At 66.3% G+C, this 19,349-nt stretch carries 17 protein-coding genes; 4 read left to right on the top strand and 13 right to left on the bottom strand.

Features of this window, described 5'->3' with window-relative positions; translation table 11 throughout:
- Window positions 1-32: 32 nt before the first annotated feature.
- From ACMGG8_RS16935 to ACMGG8_RS16910, 6 genes are all read right to left on the bottom strand, one after another.
- Window positions 33-1,094, bottom strand: coding sequence for a glycosyltransferase family 2 protein (locus tag ACMGG8_RS16935; protein WP_414157965.1), 1,062 nt, complete (start codon window positions 1,092-1,094; stop codon window positions 33-35).
- A 233-nt stretch (window positions 1,095-1,327) separates the two neighbouring features.
- Window positions 1,328-2,053: a YczE/YyaS/YitT family protein gene (locus tag ACMGG8_RS16930; protein ID WP_060839842.1), complete on the bottom strand. Its 726-nt coding sequence runs from the start codon at window positions 2,051-2,053 to the stop codon at window positions 1,328-1,330.
- A 54-nt stretch (window positions 2,054-2,107) separates the two neighbouring features.
- Window positions 2,108-3,040, bottom strand: a complete 933-nt coding sequence (locus ACMGG8_RS16925) for an ROK family protein (protein WP_060839843.1) — start codon at window positions 3,038-3,040, stop codon at window positions 2,108-2,110.
- Window positions 3,040-3,783, bottom strand: a complete 744-nt coding sequence (locus ACMGG8_RS16920; protein ID WP_060839844.1) for an SDR family NAD(P)-dependent oxidoreductase — start codon at window positions 3,781-3,783, stop codon at window positions 3,040-3,042. The genes ACMGG8_RS16925 and ACMGG8_RS16920 overlap by 1 nt, the downstream gene beginning before the upstream one ends.
- A gap of 23 nt (window positions 3,784-3,806) precedes the next feature.
- Window positions 3,807-4,766: a transglutaminase domain-containing protein gene (locus ACMGG8_RS16915; RefSeq protein WP_060839845.1), complete on the bottom strand. Its 960-nt coding sequence runs from the start codon at window positions 4,764-4,766 to the stop codon at window positions 3,807-3,809.
- Window positions 4,760-6,046: an alkaline phosphatase family protein gene (locus ACMGG8_RS16910; protein ID WP_060839846.1), complete on the bottom strand. Its 1,287-nt coding sequence runs from the start codon at window positions 6,044-6,046 to the stop codon at window positions 4,760-4,762. The genes ACMGG8_RS16915 and ACMGG8_RS16910 overlap by 7 nt, the downstream gene beginning before the upstream one ends.
- Window positions 6,047-6,661: 615 nt before the next feature.
- On the opposite strand from ACMGG8_RS16910, the gene ACMGG8_RS16905 reads away from it, so the two are divergent.
- From ACMGG8_RS16905 to ACMGG8_RS16890, 4 genes are read left to right on the top strand one after another with little or no spacing between them, the layout of a single operon-like run.
- Window positions 6,662-7,870 (top strand): DegT/DnrJ/EryC1/StrS family aminotransferase, encoded by a 1,209-nt coding sequence (locus ACMGG8_RS16905; protein ID WP_060839847.1) that lies wholly within the window; start codon window positions 6,662-6,664, stop codon window positions 7,868-7,870.
- The gene (locus ACMGG8_RS16900) at window positions 7,867-8,955 is read left to right on the top strand and encodes a Gfo/Idh/MocA family protein (protein WP_414157964.1); all 1,089 of its coding nucleotides are present in this window, start codon (window positions 7,867-7,869) and stop codon (window positions 8,953-8,955) included. Before ACMGG8_RS16905 ends, ACMGG8_RS16900 begins: the two co-directional genes overlap by 4 nt.
- A 28-nt stretch (window positions 8,956-8,983) precedes the next feature.
- A complete protein-coding gene (locus ACMGG8_RS16895; RefSeq protein WP_414157963.1) occupies window positions 8,984-10,363 on the top strand; it encodes an MATE family efflux transporter in 1,380 nt (459 codons plus the stop codon).
- Window positions 10,363-11,235: a glycosyltransferase family 2 protein gene (locus ACMGG8_RS16890; RefSeq protein WP_060839850.1), complete on the top strand. Its 873-nt coding sequence runs from the start codon at window positions 10,363-10,365 to the stop codon at window positions 11,233-11,235. The genes ACMGG8_RS16895 and ACMGG8_RS16890 overlap by 1 nt, the downstream gene beginning before the upstream one ends.
- Here ACMGG8_RS16890 and ACMGG8_RS16885 read toward each other — a convergent pair.
- Genes ACMGG8_RS16885 through cysC form a run of 7 tightly spaced genes read right to left on the bottom strand, consistent with a single transcriptional unit; the run spans window position 11,175 to window position 19,345 of the window.
- The gene (locus ACMGG8_RS16885; RefSeq protein ID WP_235760032.1) at window positions 11,175-11,936 is read right to left on the bottom strand and encodes a PIG-L deacetylase family protein; all 762 of its coding nucleotides are present in this window, start codon (window positions 11,934-11,936) and stop codon (window positions 11,175-11,177) included. The genes ACMGG8_RS16890 and ACMGG8_RS16885 overlap by 61 nt on opposite strands.
- Window positions 11,926-13,080, bottom strand: a complete 1,155-nt coding sequence (locus tag ACMGG8_RS16880) for a bis-aminopropyl spermidine synthase family protein (protein ID WP_414157962.1) — start codon at window positions 13,078-13,080, stop codon at window positions 11,926-11,928. Before ACMGG8_RS16880 ends, ACMGG8_RS16885 begins: the two co-directional genes overlap by 11 nt.
- Before the next feature lie 36 nt (window positions 13,081-13,116).
- Window positions 13,117-14,286, bottom strand: a complete 1,170-nt coding sequence (locus ACMGG8_RS16875; RefSeq protein WP_414157961.1) for a hypothetical protein — start codon at window positions 14,284-14,286, stop codon at window positions 13,117-13,119.
- A gap of 54 nt (window positions 14,287-14,340) precedes the next feature.
- Window positions 14,341-15,573 carry a hypothetical protein gene (locus tag ACMGG8_RS16870; RefSeq protein ID WP_060839854.1) on the bottom strand — a complete coding sequence of 411 codons (1,233 nt, stop codon included), beginning with the start codon at window positions 15,571-15,573 and terminating at the stop codon, window positions 14,341-14,343.
- Window positions 15,570-16,373: an outer membrane lipoprotein-sorting protein gene (locus ACMGG8_RS16865; RefSeq protein WP_414157960.1), complete on the bottom strand. Its 804-nt coding sequence runs from the start codon at window positions 16,371-16,373 to the stop codon at window positions 15,570-15,572. Before ACMGG8_RS16865 ends, ACMGG8_RS16870 begins: the two co-directional genes overlap by 4 nt.
- Before the next feature lie 30 nt (window positions 16,374-16,403).
- Window positions 16,404-18,728: an efflux RND transporter permease subunit gene (locus ACMGG8_RS16860; RefSeq protein WP_414157959.1), complete on the bottom strand. Its 2,325-nt coding sequence runs from the start codon at window positions 18,726-18,728 to the stop codon at window positions 16,404-16,406.
- Window positions 18,728-19,345, bottom strand: coding sequence for an adenylyl-sulfate kinase (cysC, locus tag ACMGG8_RS16855; protein WP_060839857.1), 618 nt, complete (start codon window positions 19,343-19,345; stop codon window positions 18,728-18,730). The genes ACMGG8_RS16860 and cysC overlap by 1 nt, the downstream gene beginning before the upstream one ends.
- Window positions 19,346-19,349: the final 4 nt, after the last annotated feature.

The raw sequence follows: 19,349 nt of genomic DNA, 5'->3' as shown, positions 1-19,349 counted from the left end.
CGGTGGCGTGCGACGATGCGGCGCGACGCGGATCAATCCAGGTGGCGGTGGTAGGACAGCGCTTCACTGTGGCGAGCACTGGCGCGGCCGATCTGCAGTCCGCAACCACGGACCACGGCGCCGGCGGTATCGAGCAGGGAAATGGCCGTGACCATGGCCATCGCCCCCAGGCGCCGCAGCCCGCGCAAGGGCGGCAGGTCCTGGTGATTGAGGGCGCGCAGGCTGTAGCCCAGGCGCCCCAGCATCACGCACAGGGGGCCGAGCGGCCCGCTGCGCGCGAGCCATTGCAGCCAGCCCGGCAGGTAGGCGCGGACCAGATAAGGGGTCAGGTCGACGCTGTCGCCGCCCCTGAGCCAGCGCAGCTTGAGCACTTCGCCCTGGCTATCGGGCAGACGATGCTCGGTGTGGGCGGCGGGGGCATAGAGCACCGCCACCCCGGCCGCTTGCAGGCGCAGGCCCATGACCTGGCAATGGGCCCGGTACACCCCGTCCAGCGGCTCGTAGCGGTAGTGCTCGAAGGTGTCGCAACGAAAAGCCACGTTGTTGGCATAGAAGTTACGCGTGGCCCCCTGGCGCAAGGGGCTGGGGAAGTACATGAAGTCGATGGCGGTCAGGGCGCTGCCGGCGACGCTGGGCGCATAGCTGGTGCGCCCGGCCACCGCCAGCGGCGCATCGGGCCCGGCCAGGGGGGCAAGCAACTGCTCCAGCCAGCCGGCACAGGGAATGCAGTCGGCGTCGGCAAACACCACGTACTGGCAGCGCTGCCGGTCAACCGCGTCAAAGCCGACATTCTTGGCGTCGTAGTAGCCGGTGCCGCCATCGATCTCGACAAAATCCACGGGCCGCCCCGCCAGGGCGCACAAGGCCTCGCGCGCCGCCAGGTCGAGGCCATCGTGGGTGATGATCCACTGGGCAAGGGACTGGGGCGCCAGACTCTGCCGGGCCAGCCGGGCGATCAGCCGCTCAAGACTGTGCAGGGCCTCCAGGGCATCCTTGCCGCCGCGCAGGTTGTTGGTTTCCAGCACCAGGGCGCAGCTGGCGGCAATCGCCTCCAGGCGCTCGCACCCCTGGCTGCCGGGAGGCAACTGCGACATCCCGGTTGTCGTCTCTTGGCTATCCATTTCGTTGTGTCTCTGTAAAAGCGCGGTCGCCCCAGGGGCGGGGGCGCAATCACAGCATTATTCCCGGGAATATTCAAACACCGGCAGCGTGCGGCACCGGCCGACGCTGCCGCTTGACCCGGCCCCTTGCACAGACACCGCAGACACCCGAGGGCGCAACAGCCACCTGCGCCGCCATGGCCAATCGCCCCCTGAGCCTGCCGGGCCTACTTGCCCGAGAGCGACACCGGCGGGGCAAACTCGGCATTGCGCCGCTTGAGCCCATAGTTGCCCATGCGCAGGTAGCGCTCGTTCATGTTCATGAACGGCTTGATCATCGGCGCAATGATCAGCAGAAAGGCAATGGTGCCGATGCCGAAGGGTCCACCCAGGGCCCAGCCAACAAGAAAGATGCTGATCTCCAGCACCATCTTCGCCAGGGTGAAGGACCAGCCGAGCTTGTTCATCATGCTGATCACCAGCAGATCGATGACCCGGATGCCGATGCCGCTCATGATGATCAGCGCCGAGGCATAGGCGCACAGGGCCAGGCCAATGCTCAGCAGTACATAGGGCCCCAGGATCGCCGCCAGCGCCTGATCAAGCTCGAGCAGTAGCCAAAGGTCGATGAACAGGCCGGTCAGGGTGGTGGTGATGAACGGACTCAGCGGCGGCCACTGACGGTTCCACAGCGCCCACCACAGCAGCAAACCCACCGAGAACAGCGCCGAACAGGCTCCCAGCCCGACCTGCAGCTGGTTGTTCAGGGCAATCACAAACACATCCAACGGATCGGTCCCCAACTGGCTGACGATGAAGAACAGCGCCCCCAGGGAGAAGATCATTACCCCTATCAAGTACATCGCCAGCCGGTCCGGCGAGCGCCAGGCTCGAACGGAGGCCGCCAGTGCCTGCTTGATGCCCTTGGGCCCGACGTGTTGTTCCTGGGTCATAGCGCTTCCCTCTTCTGATGATTGATACGTCCGTGCAGGTCTGCCATGGCGCACTCACTTGGCACTCATGGAGATGAAACTCATGCCGTTGCTGACATGGCGGATGGTGACCCTGGAATTGTCGATGCCGCCGTCGCAGATCTCGTTCTGCACCTCGGGGCTGGCCTGGGCCAGATACAGGCCGCCCATCACCGTGGCTTCGGTGCCCTGGGGCGAGTGCATGACCAGCGGCGGCGTCAGTGACGGCTTCAGGTAGCCCGGCTCGCGCAGCAGCATGCCCACCTGCTGGGGAATTTCCGGAAAGCGCCCGAGCATGCCGCCGCCCAGGCAGATCACCTCGACCCGGAACAGCTCCACCAGATTGGCCGTGGCCAGGGCCAGGGCCTGTACCGCCCGCAAGCGCCAGTGATTGAGCGTGGCCTCATCGGAAAAGCCCATCGACGCGACGAACTTGTCCAGCGAACGAAACGAGGCATAGGCCTGCAGACAGCCCGCCCGGCCACAGGAGCAGGGAGCGCCGCCGGGCCAGACCAGCAGGTGTCCCAGCTCCCGATTGGGCAACATGCGCCCCTGATAGACCACCCCGCCACCGACCCCGGTGCCCAGGGAAAAATGCACCAGATTGGAGGCGCGCATGACCGTGGCGTCGCCAAAGGTCGCGGCCGTGCCGTCATCGCACCAGATCACCCGCTCGACCCCTTCGATGCGCAGCGCCGGGCCGATGGCCAGGCCTTCCCAGTCCGGCCGGTTGGGCCAGCGGATGATGGTGCCGTCGGCGTTGATGGTCGGGGCGCTGGCAATCACCAGGCAATTGATCGGGCCGTACAGGGCGATCTGCTGATACAGCAGGACCACCGCCTGCTCGATGATGCTCTGCGGCTTGCAACCGGCCGCGATCTCGATGCGCTCACGCTGCACCACCCGGCCGCCGACACTGCAATGGATGGCCATCTTGCTGCCACCCAGATCGACACTTGCGCAATGCATCAGAAACGCCCCCCGCCATCGACCGCGAGCACCGCGCCGTTGACATAGGACGCCTGGGGCGAAACCAGAAAGCCGACCACCGCCGCCACTTCTTCAGGACGCCCCAGGCGCCGCAGACCAATGCGCTGGCAGACCTGCCGCTCGTCCTCGGCGCTGTAGTGGCTCGACGGCGCGGCGATGGCGCCAGGGGCCACCACATTGACGGTGATGCCCAACTCGCCGACCTCGAACGCCAGGGAGCGGGCATAGCCATGCAGGGCCGCCTTGGACGCGGCGTACAGGCTCTGTCCCGGCATGCCGCTTTCGCCGGCCAGCGAGCCCAGGAGCACCACCCGCCCCTCGCGCTGGCCGATCATCGGCCGCACCACCTGGCGCACCAGGCGTATCGTGGCCTGCACATTGAGATCGAACAGCTGCTCGCTGTCTTGCTGATGGCTGAGCAAGGCGGACTTGCGCAGCATCCTGGCGGCGCAACAGATCAGGGCGTAGACCGGTCGCGAGCCCTCGGCCAGGGTGGCCAGCAGGCGCGTGGTGTCTTGCGCGGATGTCAGGTCGCAGGCCACCGGAATCAGTGTGCCGGGCAGTTCCCCGGTCCTGGCGACCAGAGCTTGCATACGCTCGATGTTGTGCTGGTAGACCCCGAATACCCATGCGCCTTCGGCGACCAACGCTTCACATATCGCGGCGCCCAGCACACCGGATGCCCCTGTGACCAGGCACACTCGTCCATTCAGTTTCAGCATGATTTTCCCTATCTGCGATCGATTTAGGCGGGCAGCTGAACCGCTACCCTGTAAGACACCCGGTACTGCGTGGTTCCTGCCGTCGCCACGGGAAGCTGGCGAAAGTACTTGTCATCGAAACAGCTCAGGCATGGCGCTCCGTCCTGGTCGTAGGCATCGACCACACAGAGCCGCAACAGGGCGCCCAGCGGCGACCGGTGCAGCGGCCACGGACCACAGCCAAGCCCCGCCTGTTCGGACAACAGGCGGATCATCAGGGGGTCCACGGCGACCCACTCGCCACAGATCTGCAGCTCGGCCCAGTAATGGCCGGTGGCATAGGGTGAACTGAGCAACAGGCCGAACACCTGCCTGGCCGGCAGGCCACGAGCCTGTGCCTGTTCGACCAGCAATTTCGAAAATCCACCGCATTCGGCCAACTGGTGTCGGCGCATGAAGTCGAGGTCCCAGCGAATGCCGTCATGCAGCATGTAGAACTGCATGTCGGCGCAGACCTCTTCGACCAGCTCCCGAAAGGGGCTCGGCAGGAGCAGTCTTCGGCCCGGTATGACTAGGCATTGGCGATGGAAGTCACCGCCCGCGGCGGCCTCCAGGGAGCACAGACGCTCATCGCCGACCAGTACCTGTATCGGCCCCCGGGGCGGGGTTTTCTCGTCGAGGGCGTAGACCAGCTCCACCCGCCGATCGCGCTCGGAATGGCGAAACGCCGCGGCCCAGCTGCGCATGGCCAGCTTGTGCAACGACGGCAGACGCAGGTGCAGCGACAGGTTGTACAGATCGTCGGGATCGAAGAACCGCTCCTCGCCCTGGTGCCGCGAGGCCAGACCGATGGCCTCCAGGGCCGAGAGTTCGTCGGCGGCCAAGCCATACAGCCCGGCCTGCGCCGCGGCCACGCTGAAGCGCCGATGCCGGTCATCGACCTTGGCCAGGTTGTGCAGAATGCCCTGGGCCAGGTCCAGCCGCTGCCGGACCGGATTCAGCATGCGAAACCCGGCATTTCGCACTGGTCCGAGGCCTGGCAACCGCTCAATCCGGCGATGGTCGGGGCGATCTGCTGCAACTGCAAAGGCCCCGGCGCGGCGTCGATCCAGGCCCCGTCCAGCAGCACAAAGCCGCACTCGCGGTGCCATCCCGACTGGGCGGTGCGGCGCACATGACTGGCCCAGCGCGGGTCGCCCAACGGCGGGCGCCGGGCATCTGCCGGGGTCACGATCAGGCTCGGCGCCAGGTGGCTGTAGGGGCCCTGGTAGACCGCCTCCCGCGGCCGCACGACGGCCAGCGCCGGCTGGCCGTCGGCAAAGCGCATCGCCTCCAGGCACTGCATCACCGCCTGACGCTCGGCATCGCTGGCTCGCCCTTCATTGCACAGGTCGCGGCACAGCATCACCCCGTGGGAGCCCTGCACCGTCTCCAAGGCCACGCTGCGCTGCAGGTCGACCTGGCCCTGCGGGTCGAGCACCTGCAAACCGGCGGCCTGCAAGTGCTGGTTGATGGAAAAGAAACCCTTCAGTTCGCCGAAGCCCATCTCGGAAAACACCAGCATCGACTCCGGCGCCAGGGTCTGCAGGCGGGCACAGGCGCGATCGATGAAGTCATAGGCCTGCAGTATCTGCGGGCGCCGGGCCGGTTCGGGGTCGAGCATCTCGTACCACATGAAATGCGACAGGCGATCGGCCAGGGTCAGGTTGACGATCATCACGTCCGCCTCCGCCCCCAGGGCCATGGCGCTGTCGAGCTGGTGCTCGGCGATCCGCATGGCCTGGGCGGCGAATTCCTCGAAGGGCTGGCCGGTATAGAACAGCGAAACGTCGTGGGCATAGCGCACCCCCTGAGCGTTCAGGTCGCGCAACAGGCTGCGCGGGTGGCTGGTGTTCATCGAGTTCTGCATCGGGTAGGTGATCAGCGTGCCATTGAGCGGCCGCGGCGGATGGGTCAGCTGCACGTTGACCACGGCGAAACGCAGGTCGGCCATTTCCGGCCACTCCCAGAGCCGGGACGCCATGACATCGGTGGCTTCCAGAATCCGCGGGATCTCTCCCGAACTGTGGGCACTCCAGTAGGAAAAACAGCCGTGCCGACCGGGGTTGACGCCCGAGAATGCGGTTGCCAGGTTGCTCGGCTCATAAGGCACCGGACCACAGTCCAGATGCCGGTACGTCTTGGCTCCCAGGCGTTGCGAAAACCAGGGCAGCCGTCCTTTGGCAACTTCGGACTCCAAGACCTGCGGGTCCATTCCTTCGGCAATGACAATCAGCGTTTTCATAATAGCGGTTCGCCCTTTATCGTCCTTGATTGCGACACACTTAACGAGTATCGAACCAACACTTAAACATGACCACGAAATGACATTCGCCTTGCAACAAGGCGAACTTCAACACATATACAAAACAGATAAACGGCAGCCACTCACAAACAACTCCCTTGATTAAAAGAGTTGCCGCAGAGAGTATTTTACATATAAGACGCCACTTCCTTGACGTCAGCAGTACTTGCAGCAGCAGACCAAGGCCCACTGAATAACCAGGAAAACCCCATAGATTACGGGCCTTTCCGGCCCTTCAGGTTGTTTGCGATTTTTTAACACAGGAATTAATTCCCGCACGATAACTGCAACTTCGAGTTTATTTCATAATATTACAAAGCATTGCTAAAAATAACCTTGCATTGACTTTTAAATCCCATGCTATCTTCGGCACCTGGCTGAAAGTCACCCACCAACAGCCTTTTAATCGAAACTTAAAAAGCAATAACGCAAGCCAATCCGACAAACGGATAAAACTTAAGGCACAACACTTCCAGCCCCCGAGATTTCCCGCGGATATCTCGGTCGGATCCTGTTTGCCTGTCGCTTGCTCAACCTTTCCAAGGGAATGGACATATGACCCTGGCTATTCATGGCGGCACCCCGGTTCGACACACGCCCTACCCCGACTGGCCGCAGTTTGGCGTCGAGGAAGAAAACGCCCTGCTGCGCAGCCTGCATCAGGGCCAGTGGTGGCGCATGCAGGGCCGCGAGAACCTCGATTTCGAGCAGGCCTTTGCCCGACTTCATGGGGGCCATTCGGCCTTTGCCGTGAGCAACGGCACGGTAGCCCTGGAAATCGCCCTGCAGGCGGCCGGTATCGGCCCCGGCGACGAGGTGATAGTGCCGGCCTTCACCTTCATCTCTACTTCCATGGCCTGCCAGCGCATCGGCGCCACGGCGATCGCCGTGGATGTGCTGGCCGATACCCTGTGCATTGACCCGGCGGCGGTGCAGGCCACCATCGGTCCGCGCACCCGGGCAATCATTGCCGTGCACATGGCTGGGCACCTATGCGACATGCGCAGCCTGGCGCGCATCGCCGACCAGCATCGACTGGTGATCATCCAGGACGCCGCCCACGCCCACGGCGCACGTGGCCTGGGCGATACCGGGATCGGCGAATACGGCTCCCTGGCCTGCTTCAGCTTCCAGAACTTCAAGCTGATGACCGCCGGTGAAGGCGGCCTGGTGCTGTGCCCCAATGAAGAACTACGGGAAAAGGTCTTCCTCTATGGCAACGTCGGGCGGCCCCTGGGGGATCGCAGCTACCAGCACACCGTGGTCGGCACCAATGCCCGCTTGAGCGAATTCAGCGCCGCCGTGCTCAGTGCCCAATTAGGGCGCCTGGAACAGCAGACCCGGGTACGCCAGCACAACGCCCACCTGCTGGGCGAAACCCTGGTGCGCCAGGGGCTGGTGACGCCGCAGGTGCGTACCGCGGATGCCCACACCCACCCCTACTACATGTTCCTGTTCACCCTCGACGACCTCCCGGGACAGCCGCCGCTGGACCGCAACCAGGTGGTGGACTGCCTGGTGGCCGAAGGCATTCCGGCATTTCGCGCCTACCAGGCGCTGTACCGCATACCGAGCTACTGGCAGGCACCGGCACCGACGCGGCAGGACCTGGAGCAGTGCATTGCCGCCTGCCCGGTGAGCGAGCGCATGGCCCAGCGCGGTATCTGGATCCATCACCGGGCCCTGCTCGGCAGCGAGCAGGACACCCTGGACATTGCCGCGGCAATCGCCAAGGTCCACCAGCATCTGGTCGGCGCGCAATGATCGAGCCCCGTGTCGCCCTGGTCGGAGCTGGTTGGGTGGTGCGCCAGGTCTGGGCGCCGCTGCTGGTGCAACAGCACGCGCAGATCGTCTCGGTGATCGACCCCCAGGTCGACGCCGCCGAGGCCTTCCCGGCCCTGTCACCGGCGCCGCGCTGGCACCGTTGCATGAGCACCCAGGCCTTGCACGGCTGCAACCTGGCGCTGATCTGTTCACCCAATGTGCATCACGTGCACCAGGCCTTGCGGGCCATGGACCAGGGCCTGCACGTGATCCTGGAAAAACCCGCCTGCCTGTCCCTGGCAGACGCCGAATGCCTGATCCAGCGCAGCCGGGCCGGCGCAACCGAGCTGCTGGTCAGCGCCGCGGCCTCGCACCGCAGCGATGTCCGGGCCCTGGTCGCGGCGGTGGCCGGCGGCGCCGTCGGCCCCCTGCACTGCCTCGATATCAGCTGGCGGCGCCAACGCGGCATACCGCGCCCCGGCTCCTGGTTCACCCGGGCCGATCAAGCCCTGGCCGGGTCCGGCGCCGACCTGGGCTGGCACCTGCTGGAGGTGGCGCTGCAGGTGCTGGACTACCCCTTGGTCGAGGCCGCGCTTTACCACCACGTGGCCGCGCCAGACGACGCCGGACAGCACCAGGCCAGCTGGCGCGCCGACCAGGCCCTGGCCAGCGAGGCACGCATCGAGGTCGAGTCCCAGTCCTTCAGTTGCCTGAAGGTCGAGGGCGGCCCGCTGATCCGCATGAGCACGGCCTGGGCCTCGCACCAGGAACGGGACGCCACCCGGATCACCCTGTACGGCAGTGCCGGGGAACTGCACCTGCACACCACCTTCGGCTTCAGTCTGAACCGGGTGGCGCAACCCAGCCTGACGCTGACGGTGGACGGCCGGCAAACCCCGTTGGCCTTTGCCGCCGAGGACAATGTCGCCCCCTACCGGACCTTTCTCCGCCAGCACCTGGCCACCCTGGGCGGCAACCCCCAGGCCCGCGAGGGTGAATACCGCAAGCTGCGCTCGCTGGCCTCGGCCATGTCCGCCCTGTACCCCCACCTATCGTCATCCGGCGCCGAACCTTCGGTTCAATGACCGCGCGCCGCAGCCAGGAGCCCATCCCATGGCCGATTCAAGCCTGCTCAAAGACAAGTTGCTGCAACTCTCCAGACTCTCCGGCCCGATCGTGGTATCGCGCATCGGCTTCCTGCTGCTGTCGCTGGTGGACACCATGATGGTCGGGCGCTACGCCACCGAGTCGCTGGCGGCGATCTCCATCACCCACGCCATCGCCGACACCTACATGCTGATCGCCGCCGGGCTGCTGCTGGGCATCCTGGTCATGGGCTCGATCGCCATCGGCCAGCAAGACCCGCGCGCCGCCGGCCTGGCCGCCCAGCGCGGCGTGGTCCAGGCCCTGGGCCTGGGCCTGCTGTGTGCCCTGGCCAGCGTCGCCAGCCTGCCCCTGCTGAGCCGCTTCGGGGTCCAGGCAGACCTGGCCGCGGCCATCGCGCAACTGATGGGGGTGGTGGCCCTGGGGTTGCCGGCGATCCTGATCTACATCGCCTATTCGTTCTTCCTCGAAGGCATCTCCCGGCCCATGCCCGCCACACTGGTGATCCTGGGCGGCAACCTGATCAACGGGGTGCTGTGCTACGCCATGGTCTACGGTGCCTTCGGCCTGCCGGAAATGGGCGCCCTGGGCTCGGCCTGGTGCACCACCCTGGTCAGGCTGCTGATGGCGTTGGCGATCGTGCTCTACGTGCACCGCTTCATGGCGGACCGGGCCGACTTCGGCATCAACCGGCGCTTCGCCTGGGGCTGGTCGCAGTGGCAGATGCAGCGGCGCATCGGCTATGGCGGCGGCTTGAGCTTCGGCATCGAGGCCGGCGCCTTCATGCTGATCGCCGTCATGGCCGGGGTGGCCTCGCCGCTGATCGCTGCCGCCTGCGCGGTGCTGGTCAACATCCGTTCGATCCTGTTCATGATTCCCATGGGCGTAGGCTTTGCCACCTCGATCCTGGTCGGCATGGCCCACGGCAACCGCGACCTGCCGGACATCCAGCGCTCGACCCAGGCCGGCCTGTGGCTGGGGGTGACGCTGAGCACGCTGTGCGCCCTGCTCCTGGGCGCCCTGCCCGGACCGCTGCTGGCGCAGTACAGTCATGACGCGCAACTGCTGGCGGCGGCGCTGTCGAGCATGCTGCTGCTGGCCCTGGCCCTGCCCTTCGACGCCTGGCAGGGCGTCATGTCCAATGCCCTGCGCGGACGCGAGGACGCCCTGGCGCCCACCCTGATCCACGGCATTGCCTATCTGCTGCTGATGGTGCCCCTGGGCTGGCTGCTGACCTTGCACTGGCAGCGCGGCCTCAACGGTCTGGTGGAAGCCATGCTGATCGGCAACCTGGTGGCGGCGGCGCTGATGACCCAGCGCCACTACCAGCTCAACCGACGCGCTGCCCAGGCCGCTACGGCCGCCGCCCTGCGCGACGAGGGGGTCTGATGCGGCTTTCGGTGATCATCCCGGTACACGCCAAGGCCGAGCGCCTGCGCTTGACCCTGGCCAGCCTGCGCCGCCAGCAGCAACGTTGCGAATTCGAAACCCTGATCGTCGCCGACGCCGCGGAACCGGCGGTCACGGCCCAGCTCGCCGCCTTGAGCGATGTGCGGATACTCCACTCGCCAGGCCTGGGGCGCGCGGCGGCGCGCAACCTCGGGGCGAGCCTGGCCCAGGGCGAGGTACTGCTGTTTCTCGACGACGATATCCTGGTCCGGGACGGTTTCTTCGAGGCTCACCTGCAGGCCCAGCGCGCCCAGGGCGGCCTGGTCCACGGCCGGCTGCGGGAACTGATCGCCCTGAGCACCCTGAGCGATCCGGCCCTGGGCTGCCCCGGCTGTCCGCCGATCCTACCGGAGGATCTGCTGGCCGGGCGCTGGACCGCCGAAGGCGCGCGCGTCGTCGCCAATCCCCTGGAGCAGGCCGCGGAACATCCACGGGCCAGCCAGTGGCCGTGGCTGGCCAGTGCCGGAGCCAATATCTCGGTGTCCCGCAGCGCCTGGCAGCAAGTTGGCGGTTTCGATGCCTCCTATGGCCGGCGCTGGGGCATGGAAGACCTGGACCTGGGCTACCGCCTGTGGCGGGCCGGGGTCCGGCTCAGTCTGGCCCCCGCCGCCTGCGGTTATCACATGTCCCATCACAACCCCCAGCGCTGGCAGGATCACCGGCACAACCTGGCGCTGTTCCAGGCCCAGGCGCCCATCGCCGAGGCCCTGGCCCTGGACCAGTTGCTGTCGCCCACCGGGTCGCTGCAGCGCTACATCGCCCGGGTCGACCAGATCCGGCAGAACGCGCTTTCCCCCTGCGCCCGGGAGTGACGCTGCAGCGCATCGAGAAAGCGCCCCTGGCTGCCAAACAGCATCAGCACCTGGGAGCGGTAGCACAGCGCGGCCTCGCGCCAGCGTGACCAGGAGCAGGCAATGTCCCGCGCCCGCAGGCGCAGGCCCAGGGCCTGCACATGCGCCTGCTCAAGCTGTGCGGAGCACTGTTCGACGTAGGGAAAATCGCTGTAGAAGAACAGCCGGTTGTCCAGGGTGCGCGCCAGACGGTGGGTCAGGCAATGATCGACATGGGCACCGATGGCCAGGGGCGCGCACAGCACATCCTGCGGCCGCAGGCAGCCGCGCAGGCGCTGCAGCAGCCCAGGGTCAGGCTCCGGCCAGGAGGCCGGGTCGGGCTGGAGAAACAGCGACTGCGGGCTGGCATGCACGAACTCGCCGTGGCCATCCAGGCGCAAGGCGGCATCCTGCGCCCCCAGGCTCGAGCAGGTGTAACCGAGGACCGCCGCGGCGCGCTGATCCTCCTGGCGCCGCTGCCCGGGGCTGGAAAAACACCGCCAGCGCTGTTCGCCGGCATGGGCCCGGGCGATTGCCGGAGCGGCGTCGCCGGCAAACAGGCTCAGCAGCACGATCTCCCGCCCCCCGGCCCAGGGTCCCAGGCCGCTGCCCAGCGACCAGACGGCGTCGTCCGGGTGCGGCGACAGCACCACCACCCGGCCACGCGGCGCCTCAGCGGGCATTGATGGCGCCGCCGGCATAGAGCTGGCCCAGGCGCAGGAAGCGAGATATCTCCCGGTCGTTGCGCTCCACCACCCGGCAACGGCCCATTTTCAGCGGCGAGAGCTGGATGTCGGGGAAATTGGCCATCTGCACCCAGGACAGTTGCTCGAAATCCCGGTACAGCCCCTGCAGCTCGACAGCACAGGCCGCCAGGCGCAAGGCCGGCGACACCTGGGCCAGGCGCCGGGCGCTGGCGCTGAAGGCCTCTTCGAAGTCCGGGCCGACATGGGTTTCCGGACAGGGCACGCAGTAATCCAGGTACATGCCGAAGCGCAACAGCGTCTGATAGAGCTCCGCCTCCTCCTGGACCCGGGCCGTCGAGGGCACCTCGTGGCTGCCGAAATTCAGGTAACCGCTGGCCATCGCCGCCGGTGCCTTGAGTGCTTGCAGGGCGCGGCCGACGAACATCAGCAGCCCCCCCAGGTCCTTGAAGCCATTGACCGCGAAGCAGTCGAAGCGGCCATGCAAGCTGGGGGGCAACGGCTCAAAGACGTCGTAGTGGACCACCTCGATATTGTCGAACCCCTGTTGCGCCGCGACCCGGGCGATGGTCGCCAGCAACTGTGGATCGATGTCCGCCACCACAATCTGCCGGCGGTAGCCGTGGACCGCGAGAAACAGCGAGAACAACGCGTCGTCCCCCAGCAGCAACAGCGCCTCATGGTTCAGGTCGCCCAGGCTCTGCATGATCTTGTAGCGCCGCACCAGGGTCTCGTAAGTCTCGATGGATTGGCTGTAGCGGTTCTGCTTGTCGCTGACGAGGTCGGCAAGGATCTCGCGAAAATGCGGGTTCAGTTGCAGGCAGTCATCGCTGACCAGATGCAGCCCCTGCCCGGGCGCCGGCGTGTGCGGCGCGCCTTGCCAGACGAAACGCGGTGCATCCGTGCCCGGCACCTGGCACACGCGCTCATCGGCCAGCAGTTGCGCCAGGCACCAGAGCACCTGGCGCACCGTCAGGCGCGACGAGAGCAGTTGGTAGATCCGCTGCGGGCGCCCGAGCTTGGCCAACAGATCGTCCAGCGCCGCCGGTTGCGCGCCGCCCGCGCCGGGCAGTGTCGCCAGCGCCGCCTGAAGTTCCGAACGTGTTGCAGTCACTGTATGCATGCAGCCTCCTGTGGCTTTGCTTGAAGTGAAATGCCGTCAGAGCACGGCATGCAGAATGTTTCCGGCACAACGGCCATGAAAGAAATTGACCCCGACTTCCAGGGTGTCGCCACGGCGGTCGGCATAACCCAGCCCGGTACCGAACAGCCCGGGCAGCGCCTGACCGCCGACCATCAGTTCGTGGGTTCGCGGGTGTTTGCACAGATTGCCGTCACGTTGGTCGAGGGTCAGGCTGACGCCCGCCGCATTCAGCAGCCCGGGCACCCTCGGGCGGTAGCCGGTGGCATTGATCAGCAGCGCGCCGCGGCTGAGCCAGGGGCGTGGATCGGCGCTGCCGATATGCAGTTCGACGCAGGCCCGGGTCCCTGCCTCGATCTGCAGCAGGGTGTCGCGGGCGGCGCCGCGCAAGCCACAGAAACGGTTGACCTCGCCGCTTTCCTCGTCGATCAGGTCCTGGGCCTGCAAGGGTGGCGCGACCCCGGCCGAGGCCGCCCACAGTGCCGGACGCTGGCGGCACAGCACCTGGATCGCCCCCGTCGGCAGGCGACCGGCAAAACGTTCCAGCAGGTAGCCGACCACGGAGAAGGCGCTGTGGCTGCCCCCCAGCACCAGCAGTTGCCGGCCCTGCTCCAGGGCCTGCAGCAGCAGTGGGTCGGCCTGGCCCCGCAACACCCGGTCGCAGCTGAGGCTTGCCGTTGGCGCCGCGCCCTCCTGCGGCTGCAGGTCGCGCACCCGGGCGCCACAGGCCAGCACCAGGTAACGGCTGTGGCTGCTGCCCCAGTCGCCCTGGACGCTGAAACCGCTGGCGGCGCTGCGAACACTGGCCACCGGGTGGGCAAAATGGATCGCCGCGTTGGGCTGGTCCCGGCACAGATCGAGGATCACCTGGGCCAGCTGGCGCAGGAACGCCGAGACTTCGACCAGCGACACCACCTGCTCCGGGTTCTGCAGCCAGCGCTGCACCCGGGGCTGGCGCAGACACTGGGCGAACACCCCATTGCTGCGGATGCCCCGGAGAAAGTCCGCGATCGGCGAGTTGGCCTCAATGGCGTAGGCCAGGCACGCCCACTGACTGAAGGACGCACTGCGCTCATGCACCTGCACCCCGCCGTCGAGCAATGCCTGCAAGCGTCCATTGCGGTCCGCGGCAATGAACAGGCCCAGGGCGGCGGGCCCGAAGCCGACGATCTGTAGCAGCGTTTCCATGGCGTTACCCCTTATAGCGACTGCATGGGATCGCCCCGGTGGTGACCGGCGCGATCAGAATGAATAGGAAAGTTCCAGGGCCAGGTGGGAGTCGCTGGCCAGCGCATCCCACACCGCATCGCTGCTGGAACTGTTGACCAGCACGGCGGAAACCCCGGCCCGCAGGGCATCGCTGAGCCCCAGGTCGAGGGAGGCGCTGAGCATGTTGTTGCCCAGGTCCGAGGCCTGCGCGGTGTAGCCCAGGAACAGCGAAGACAGGTGCGCATCGTTGAGTTCCAGGCGCGCGCCGAGCAGGAACTTGCGGTCGAAGATGCTCACCGGGGCCAGGCGCTGATCCTGGTCGCGGTGGTACTCGCCGATCAGGCTCAGGTCGGCGTCACGCCAGGCCCGGGTGATGGCGTACTCCAGGCCGACGGACAGCTTGCGCGAGTTGTAGGCACTGTCCGAAACCCGCTGGTCCAGGGCTTCGAGCTTGTACAGCCACTGCTCGCGGACCCAGATGGCGTCCAGCCCCCACTGCGTGACCTCGGTGTACTGGGCCACCAGGCTGTCGCCCGCGGTGCGAAACGCCGGCGCGCGGTTGGTGCCCTTGAAGTAGCTCAGGCCGATGTCCAGATCGGACACCGAAACGAAATAGCGCGCCGCCACATCCAGTCCATCCCGGTCGGCGCCATGGATATACTCGGCCTCCGACTGCACCCGGTAAGCGGCAAAGCGTGCCGGTTCGCGGTAGAACTGCACCGGTTCGAAGCCGTCCAGCAGGTACAGGCTCAGGTGCCCGGGGCCCAGGCTGCTGCCCAGCTTGAGGGCCTTCTGCGAGAGCTTTTCCTCCGGTTGCAGGCCGTCGAGGTTGTCGTAGGTGTTGATCACGTCCACCAACTGACGGGTTTCCATGACGCCCCAGTGTTCCTTGATCCGGCCAACCTTGAGCTCCCGGCTGTCCTGCTCCAGCAGCACGAAGAGCTCATCCCAGTAGAAGTCCGGGCGCGGATCCCTCTTGGCGCTGGCGAGGTAGCGCGGGTTGACCACCAGCCGCAGGCGCAGGTTGTCCCAGCTCTGCAGGTACTGATAGTCCAGGCCCAGTTGCGCGGTGCCGGGCAGGCTGTCGTCGTCGACCCCGTCGGCGGGCGACGAGGTGAAGAAATAGCGCTTGAGGGCGATCTTCGCCGACAGTTCCTGCTCCGCCGCCTGGGTTTGGGGCAGGGTCTGGACCTGTGCCCGGGCCTGCGCGACAGCGCCGCACAGCCCCAGCACCAGGGCCGCCAGCCCGGGACGGCGGGTGATCATTGGGTCAGGTTTCCGAGCCGGGCCGGTTCGAAGGCGTCCTCGCCGATGCCGGTGCGAAACTGCACGTCGGAGCTGACCAGAATGGTCTGGCGTCCAGTGATGTGGTTGACCATGGTCATGTTCAGGGCGCGCCAGTAGCGCCCCAGGAACAGCTGGTAGCCATCCAGGGTCAGGGTCTTGAACTTGCTGCCCTTGCGGTCGTAGTACTCGGTCTTCATCTGCCGGTAGTCGGCCTTGTTGTACCAGACCCAGATCGACGAATAGCCCGAGTACGGGTACAGCGGCACCTGCTTGACCACCGCGCACTCGGCATCGCCGCAGGGCTCGTCGCGCAGCCACTGGTAGTCGTAGTTGCCGACCTCCATCGAACCGATGTCCTCGTAGGAGAATTCGCTGCCGGAGAACGAGCCGGAACGGTCGGCCGCCGCCACCCGCTTGACCCGTTTCAGGGCCGGCAGGTACAGCCAGACCTGATCGCCTTCCTTGATCTTGGAGTGGATCAGCACCCGGGAATTCTTGATGTTCTCCGGGGCCTCGAAGGTCAGCAGCACCTTGTCCCCCACCGCCGTGCTGGCGGTTTCGAAACTGTTCATGCGCATGAAGCGATCGGTGCCGGCGCCCTCCTTCTCCACCAGGGTCAGGCGGATCCGCGCGCTGGTGTCCTGGTAGCCCAGGTCGCTGTCACGCCAGCGATGGGCGTATTGCTGCCCCAGTTCCTGTTCCGGGCTGGCCAGGGTCGGTGCCTGGTGCAACAGGGCGCACAGTGACAGGCAGGCGCCGAATGCGGCTTTGTGATTCATGGTCGAGTCCTTGTCTGAATGAGGGTCGGGTCAGGCTTCGCGGGCCGCCAGCCGGGTGGCGGCACGGCCCCACAGAAAGCGGTCGAAGGTCAGCAGCACCAGGGGCAGGCACAGGGCGTCGAAGATCAGTCCGAGGAAGATCGCGATCACCGCCAGCAGGCCGAAATCGGCGTTCATGGAAAACGGCGAGAGGGTCATCACCATGAAGCCCGAGGCGAGGATCACCGAGTTGGCGAACACCGACGGCAGCACATGCTGGTAGGTCAGGCGCAGGGCTTCCCGGGGCGAGTGGCCCTGCTCCAGGCGCAGCCCCTTGTAGTGGCTCATGATGTGGATCGTGGCCTCGACGATCAGGCCGTAGACCACCACGCAGACGTTGATCGCCGCAGTGTTGATCTCGCCGCGCCACAGGCCCCAGAGGCCGAACATGATGAAGAACGGAAAGACGTTGGGCAGCACGCTGATCAGCCCCAGGCCGGCATTGCGCAGGAAGAACGCCACCATCAGGGTGATGGTCAGCAACTCGAACAGCAGGCCGTTGACCATGTACTCGATGCTGATGTGGGTCAGGTTGGCGAACACCACCGCCTCCCCCGTGCCCAGGCCCGGGATCAGCGCGCTGCGCCGGGCATTGGCCTGCCACCAGTCATCGGCCCGCTGCTTGATGTCGCGGATCTGCTGGGTGTCGAGCCGGGTCAGGGTCACCACCAGGCGCGTCGCCGACTTGTCGATGTTGATCTGGCTGCCCAGGTCCAGGCCAAAGGGCAACGACATCTCGTAGACCAGCAGCATCTGCGCCGCCAGCGCCGGGTCCACCGGCAAGCGGTAGTCCTCGGGCCGGCCGCCATTCATGGTCTGGTTGAGCTTCTTCAGGGCATCGCCGAGGGTGGTCACCGAATCGACCTCCGGCTGGACCCTGAGCCATTGGGCGAAGCGATCGAGTTCCTGCAGAAAGGCCGGGTCGGAGATATCGCCCTTGCTGGAGGTGGCGACGTACTCCAGGCGATAGATGCCGGACAGGTTGTCCATGGCGAACTCGGTGGCATTGCGCACCGGGATGCTGGTGTCGAAGTTCTCGACGATCCGGTCGTTGATCAGGTTGTGGCGGGCCGGTTCGATCGCCAGCACGAACAGCACCAAGAACCCCAGCAGGCAGAGTTTCGGGTAGCGCAGCAACGGCTCCATGTACGCCGAGTAGCGGCGGCTGGCCGCGCCTTCCAGCGGCTTGAGGCGCAGCAGCGGAATCAGCACCGCGGCCACCGAGAGGGTCACCAGCAGCGCCATCACCGCGCCGATGGCGGCCAGCACGCCGAACTCCTTGTAGGGCGGCGACGCGGCGAACACCAGGCTGTAGAAGCCCACGGCATTGGTCGCGGTGCCGATGGCGATGGGCTTGATGGTGTCCTTGATTGCCGCACAGGCCAGGTCCACCCGGCGCTCGCCGTACTGGCCGCTCATCTGCCGCGCCGCCGACAGCACATGCATGATCTCCGCCACCGAGGTGGCCAGCACGATGGTCGGCAGGAGCCCGGTCAGAGCCGTCGCCTCGAACCCCAGCCAGCCGCTGGCGCCCAGGGTCGCGGCAGTGGCCAGGCTGATGGCGATCAACACCACCAGCAGCGCGCCAAGGCTGCGCAGCATCAGCACGCTGGCCAGGAGAATGATCAGGTACATCAGCGGAGTCAGCACCGCCATGTCCTGTTGCGCGGCTTGCGGGTAGGCCGCCTCCACGGCGGCCAGCCCGGTCAGGTGCACTTCCAGGCCGGGGTTGTTGCGCGCGAAGTCATCCAGCAGGCGCTGGCCTTCGGCGGTGGCGGCGAGCGCCGCGTCCAGGGTCTGGGGCGGAAACTGCAGGGTCACCAGCACGCCCACGGTCTGGCCATCGCTGGACACCAGGCGCTTGACCAGCTCGATGTCGTTGCGTCCCAGGCGCTCCATCAGCTGGATATGCGCCGGCGTCAGGTCCGCCGGTTCGCGCACCAGGGCCTCGACGTGCACCGTGTCGTCCTCGGCGAACACATGCTGGAAGTTGGTCACCGAGTCGACCCGATAGGCGTGGGGAATGTGCCAGGCTCGCTGGGTCAGCTCATGCAGCTGTTCCAGGTAGGCACGGTTGAACATCGTGCCCTTGGGGTTCTTGATCACGAACAGCAAGGTGTCGGACTTGCCGAACTGACGATGCAGCGCATCCAGTTGCTCGACGGTCTTTTCGCCCTCGGGAAAGAACGCCCGGTAGTCGGCGGCGAACCGAATCGAGGTCATCCCCCAGGACAGCACCGCCACCAGACTCAGCGTCAGGGCGAACAACCAGAAGCGGTAACGCTTGAGCCAGCGTTCGAAGGTTGAAGTGGCCATCAACGGCGCCCTCCCGGACCGGGACCGATCAGCTCAAGCAACTGGGCGACGCCCTCCTCGACGCTGCGTCCGGCCGTATCGATCTGGCACTCGCAAGCCGGTGGCGGCTCATAGGCGCTGTCGATCCCGGTGAATTGCGCCAACTGGCCGCTGCGAGCCCGGGCATACAGGCCCTTGGGGTCGCGGGACTCGCACAGCGCCAGGGCGGTGGCCACGTGCACTTCAAGGAAATGCCCGCCAGGAAACAGCGCCCGCGCCCGCTGGCGATCTTCGATAAAGGGCGAAATGGCGCTGACCAGCACGATGTAGCCACTGTCGTAGAACAGCCGGGCGACCTCCCCCAAACGACGAATGTTCTCCTTGCGGTCGGCGGCGGCGAACTTCAGGTCGCTGTTCAAGCCACTGCGCAGATCGTCACCATCGAGCACCCTGACCCGCGCCCCCAGCGCCCCCAGCCGAGCCTCCAGGGCCCTGGCCAGGGTCGACTTGCCGGCACCGGACAGGCCGGTGAACCAGACGCACAGCGGCCCGTGGGCCAGCGCCGCTGCGCCACCGCGGGCCAAGCCGCCGGTGTTGCCCTTGCTCATGTCATCGATATTCACTGTCACGTCTCTCATAGGC

This window comes from Pseudomonas sp. BNK-45, from assembly GCF_047456255.1.
Lineage (GTDB): Bacteria > Pseudomonadota > Gammaproteobacteria > Pseudomonadales > Pseudomonadaceae > Aquipseudomonas.
The sequence above is the reverse complement of the archived record's forward strand: the minus strand, read 5'-3'. Positions and strand labels throughout refer to the sequence as shown.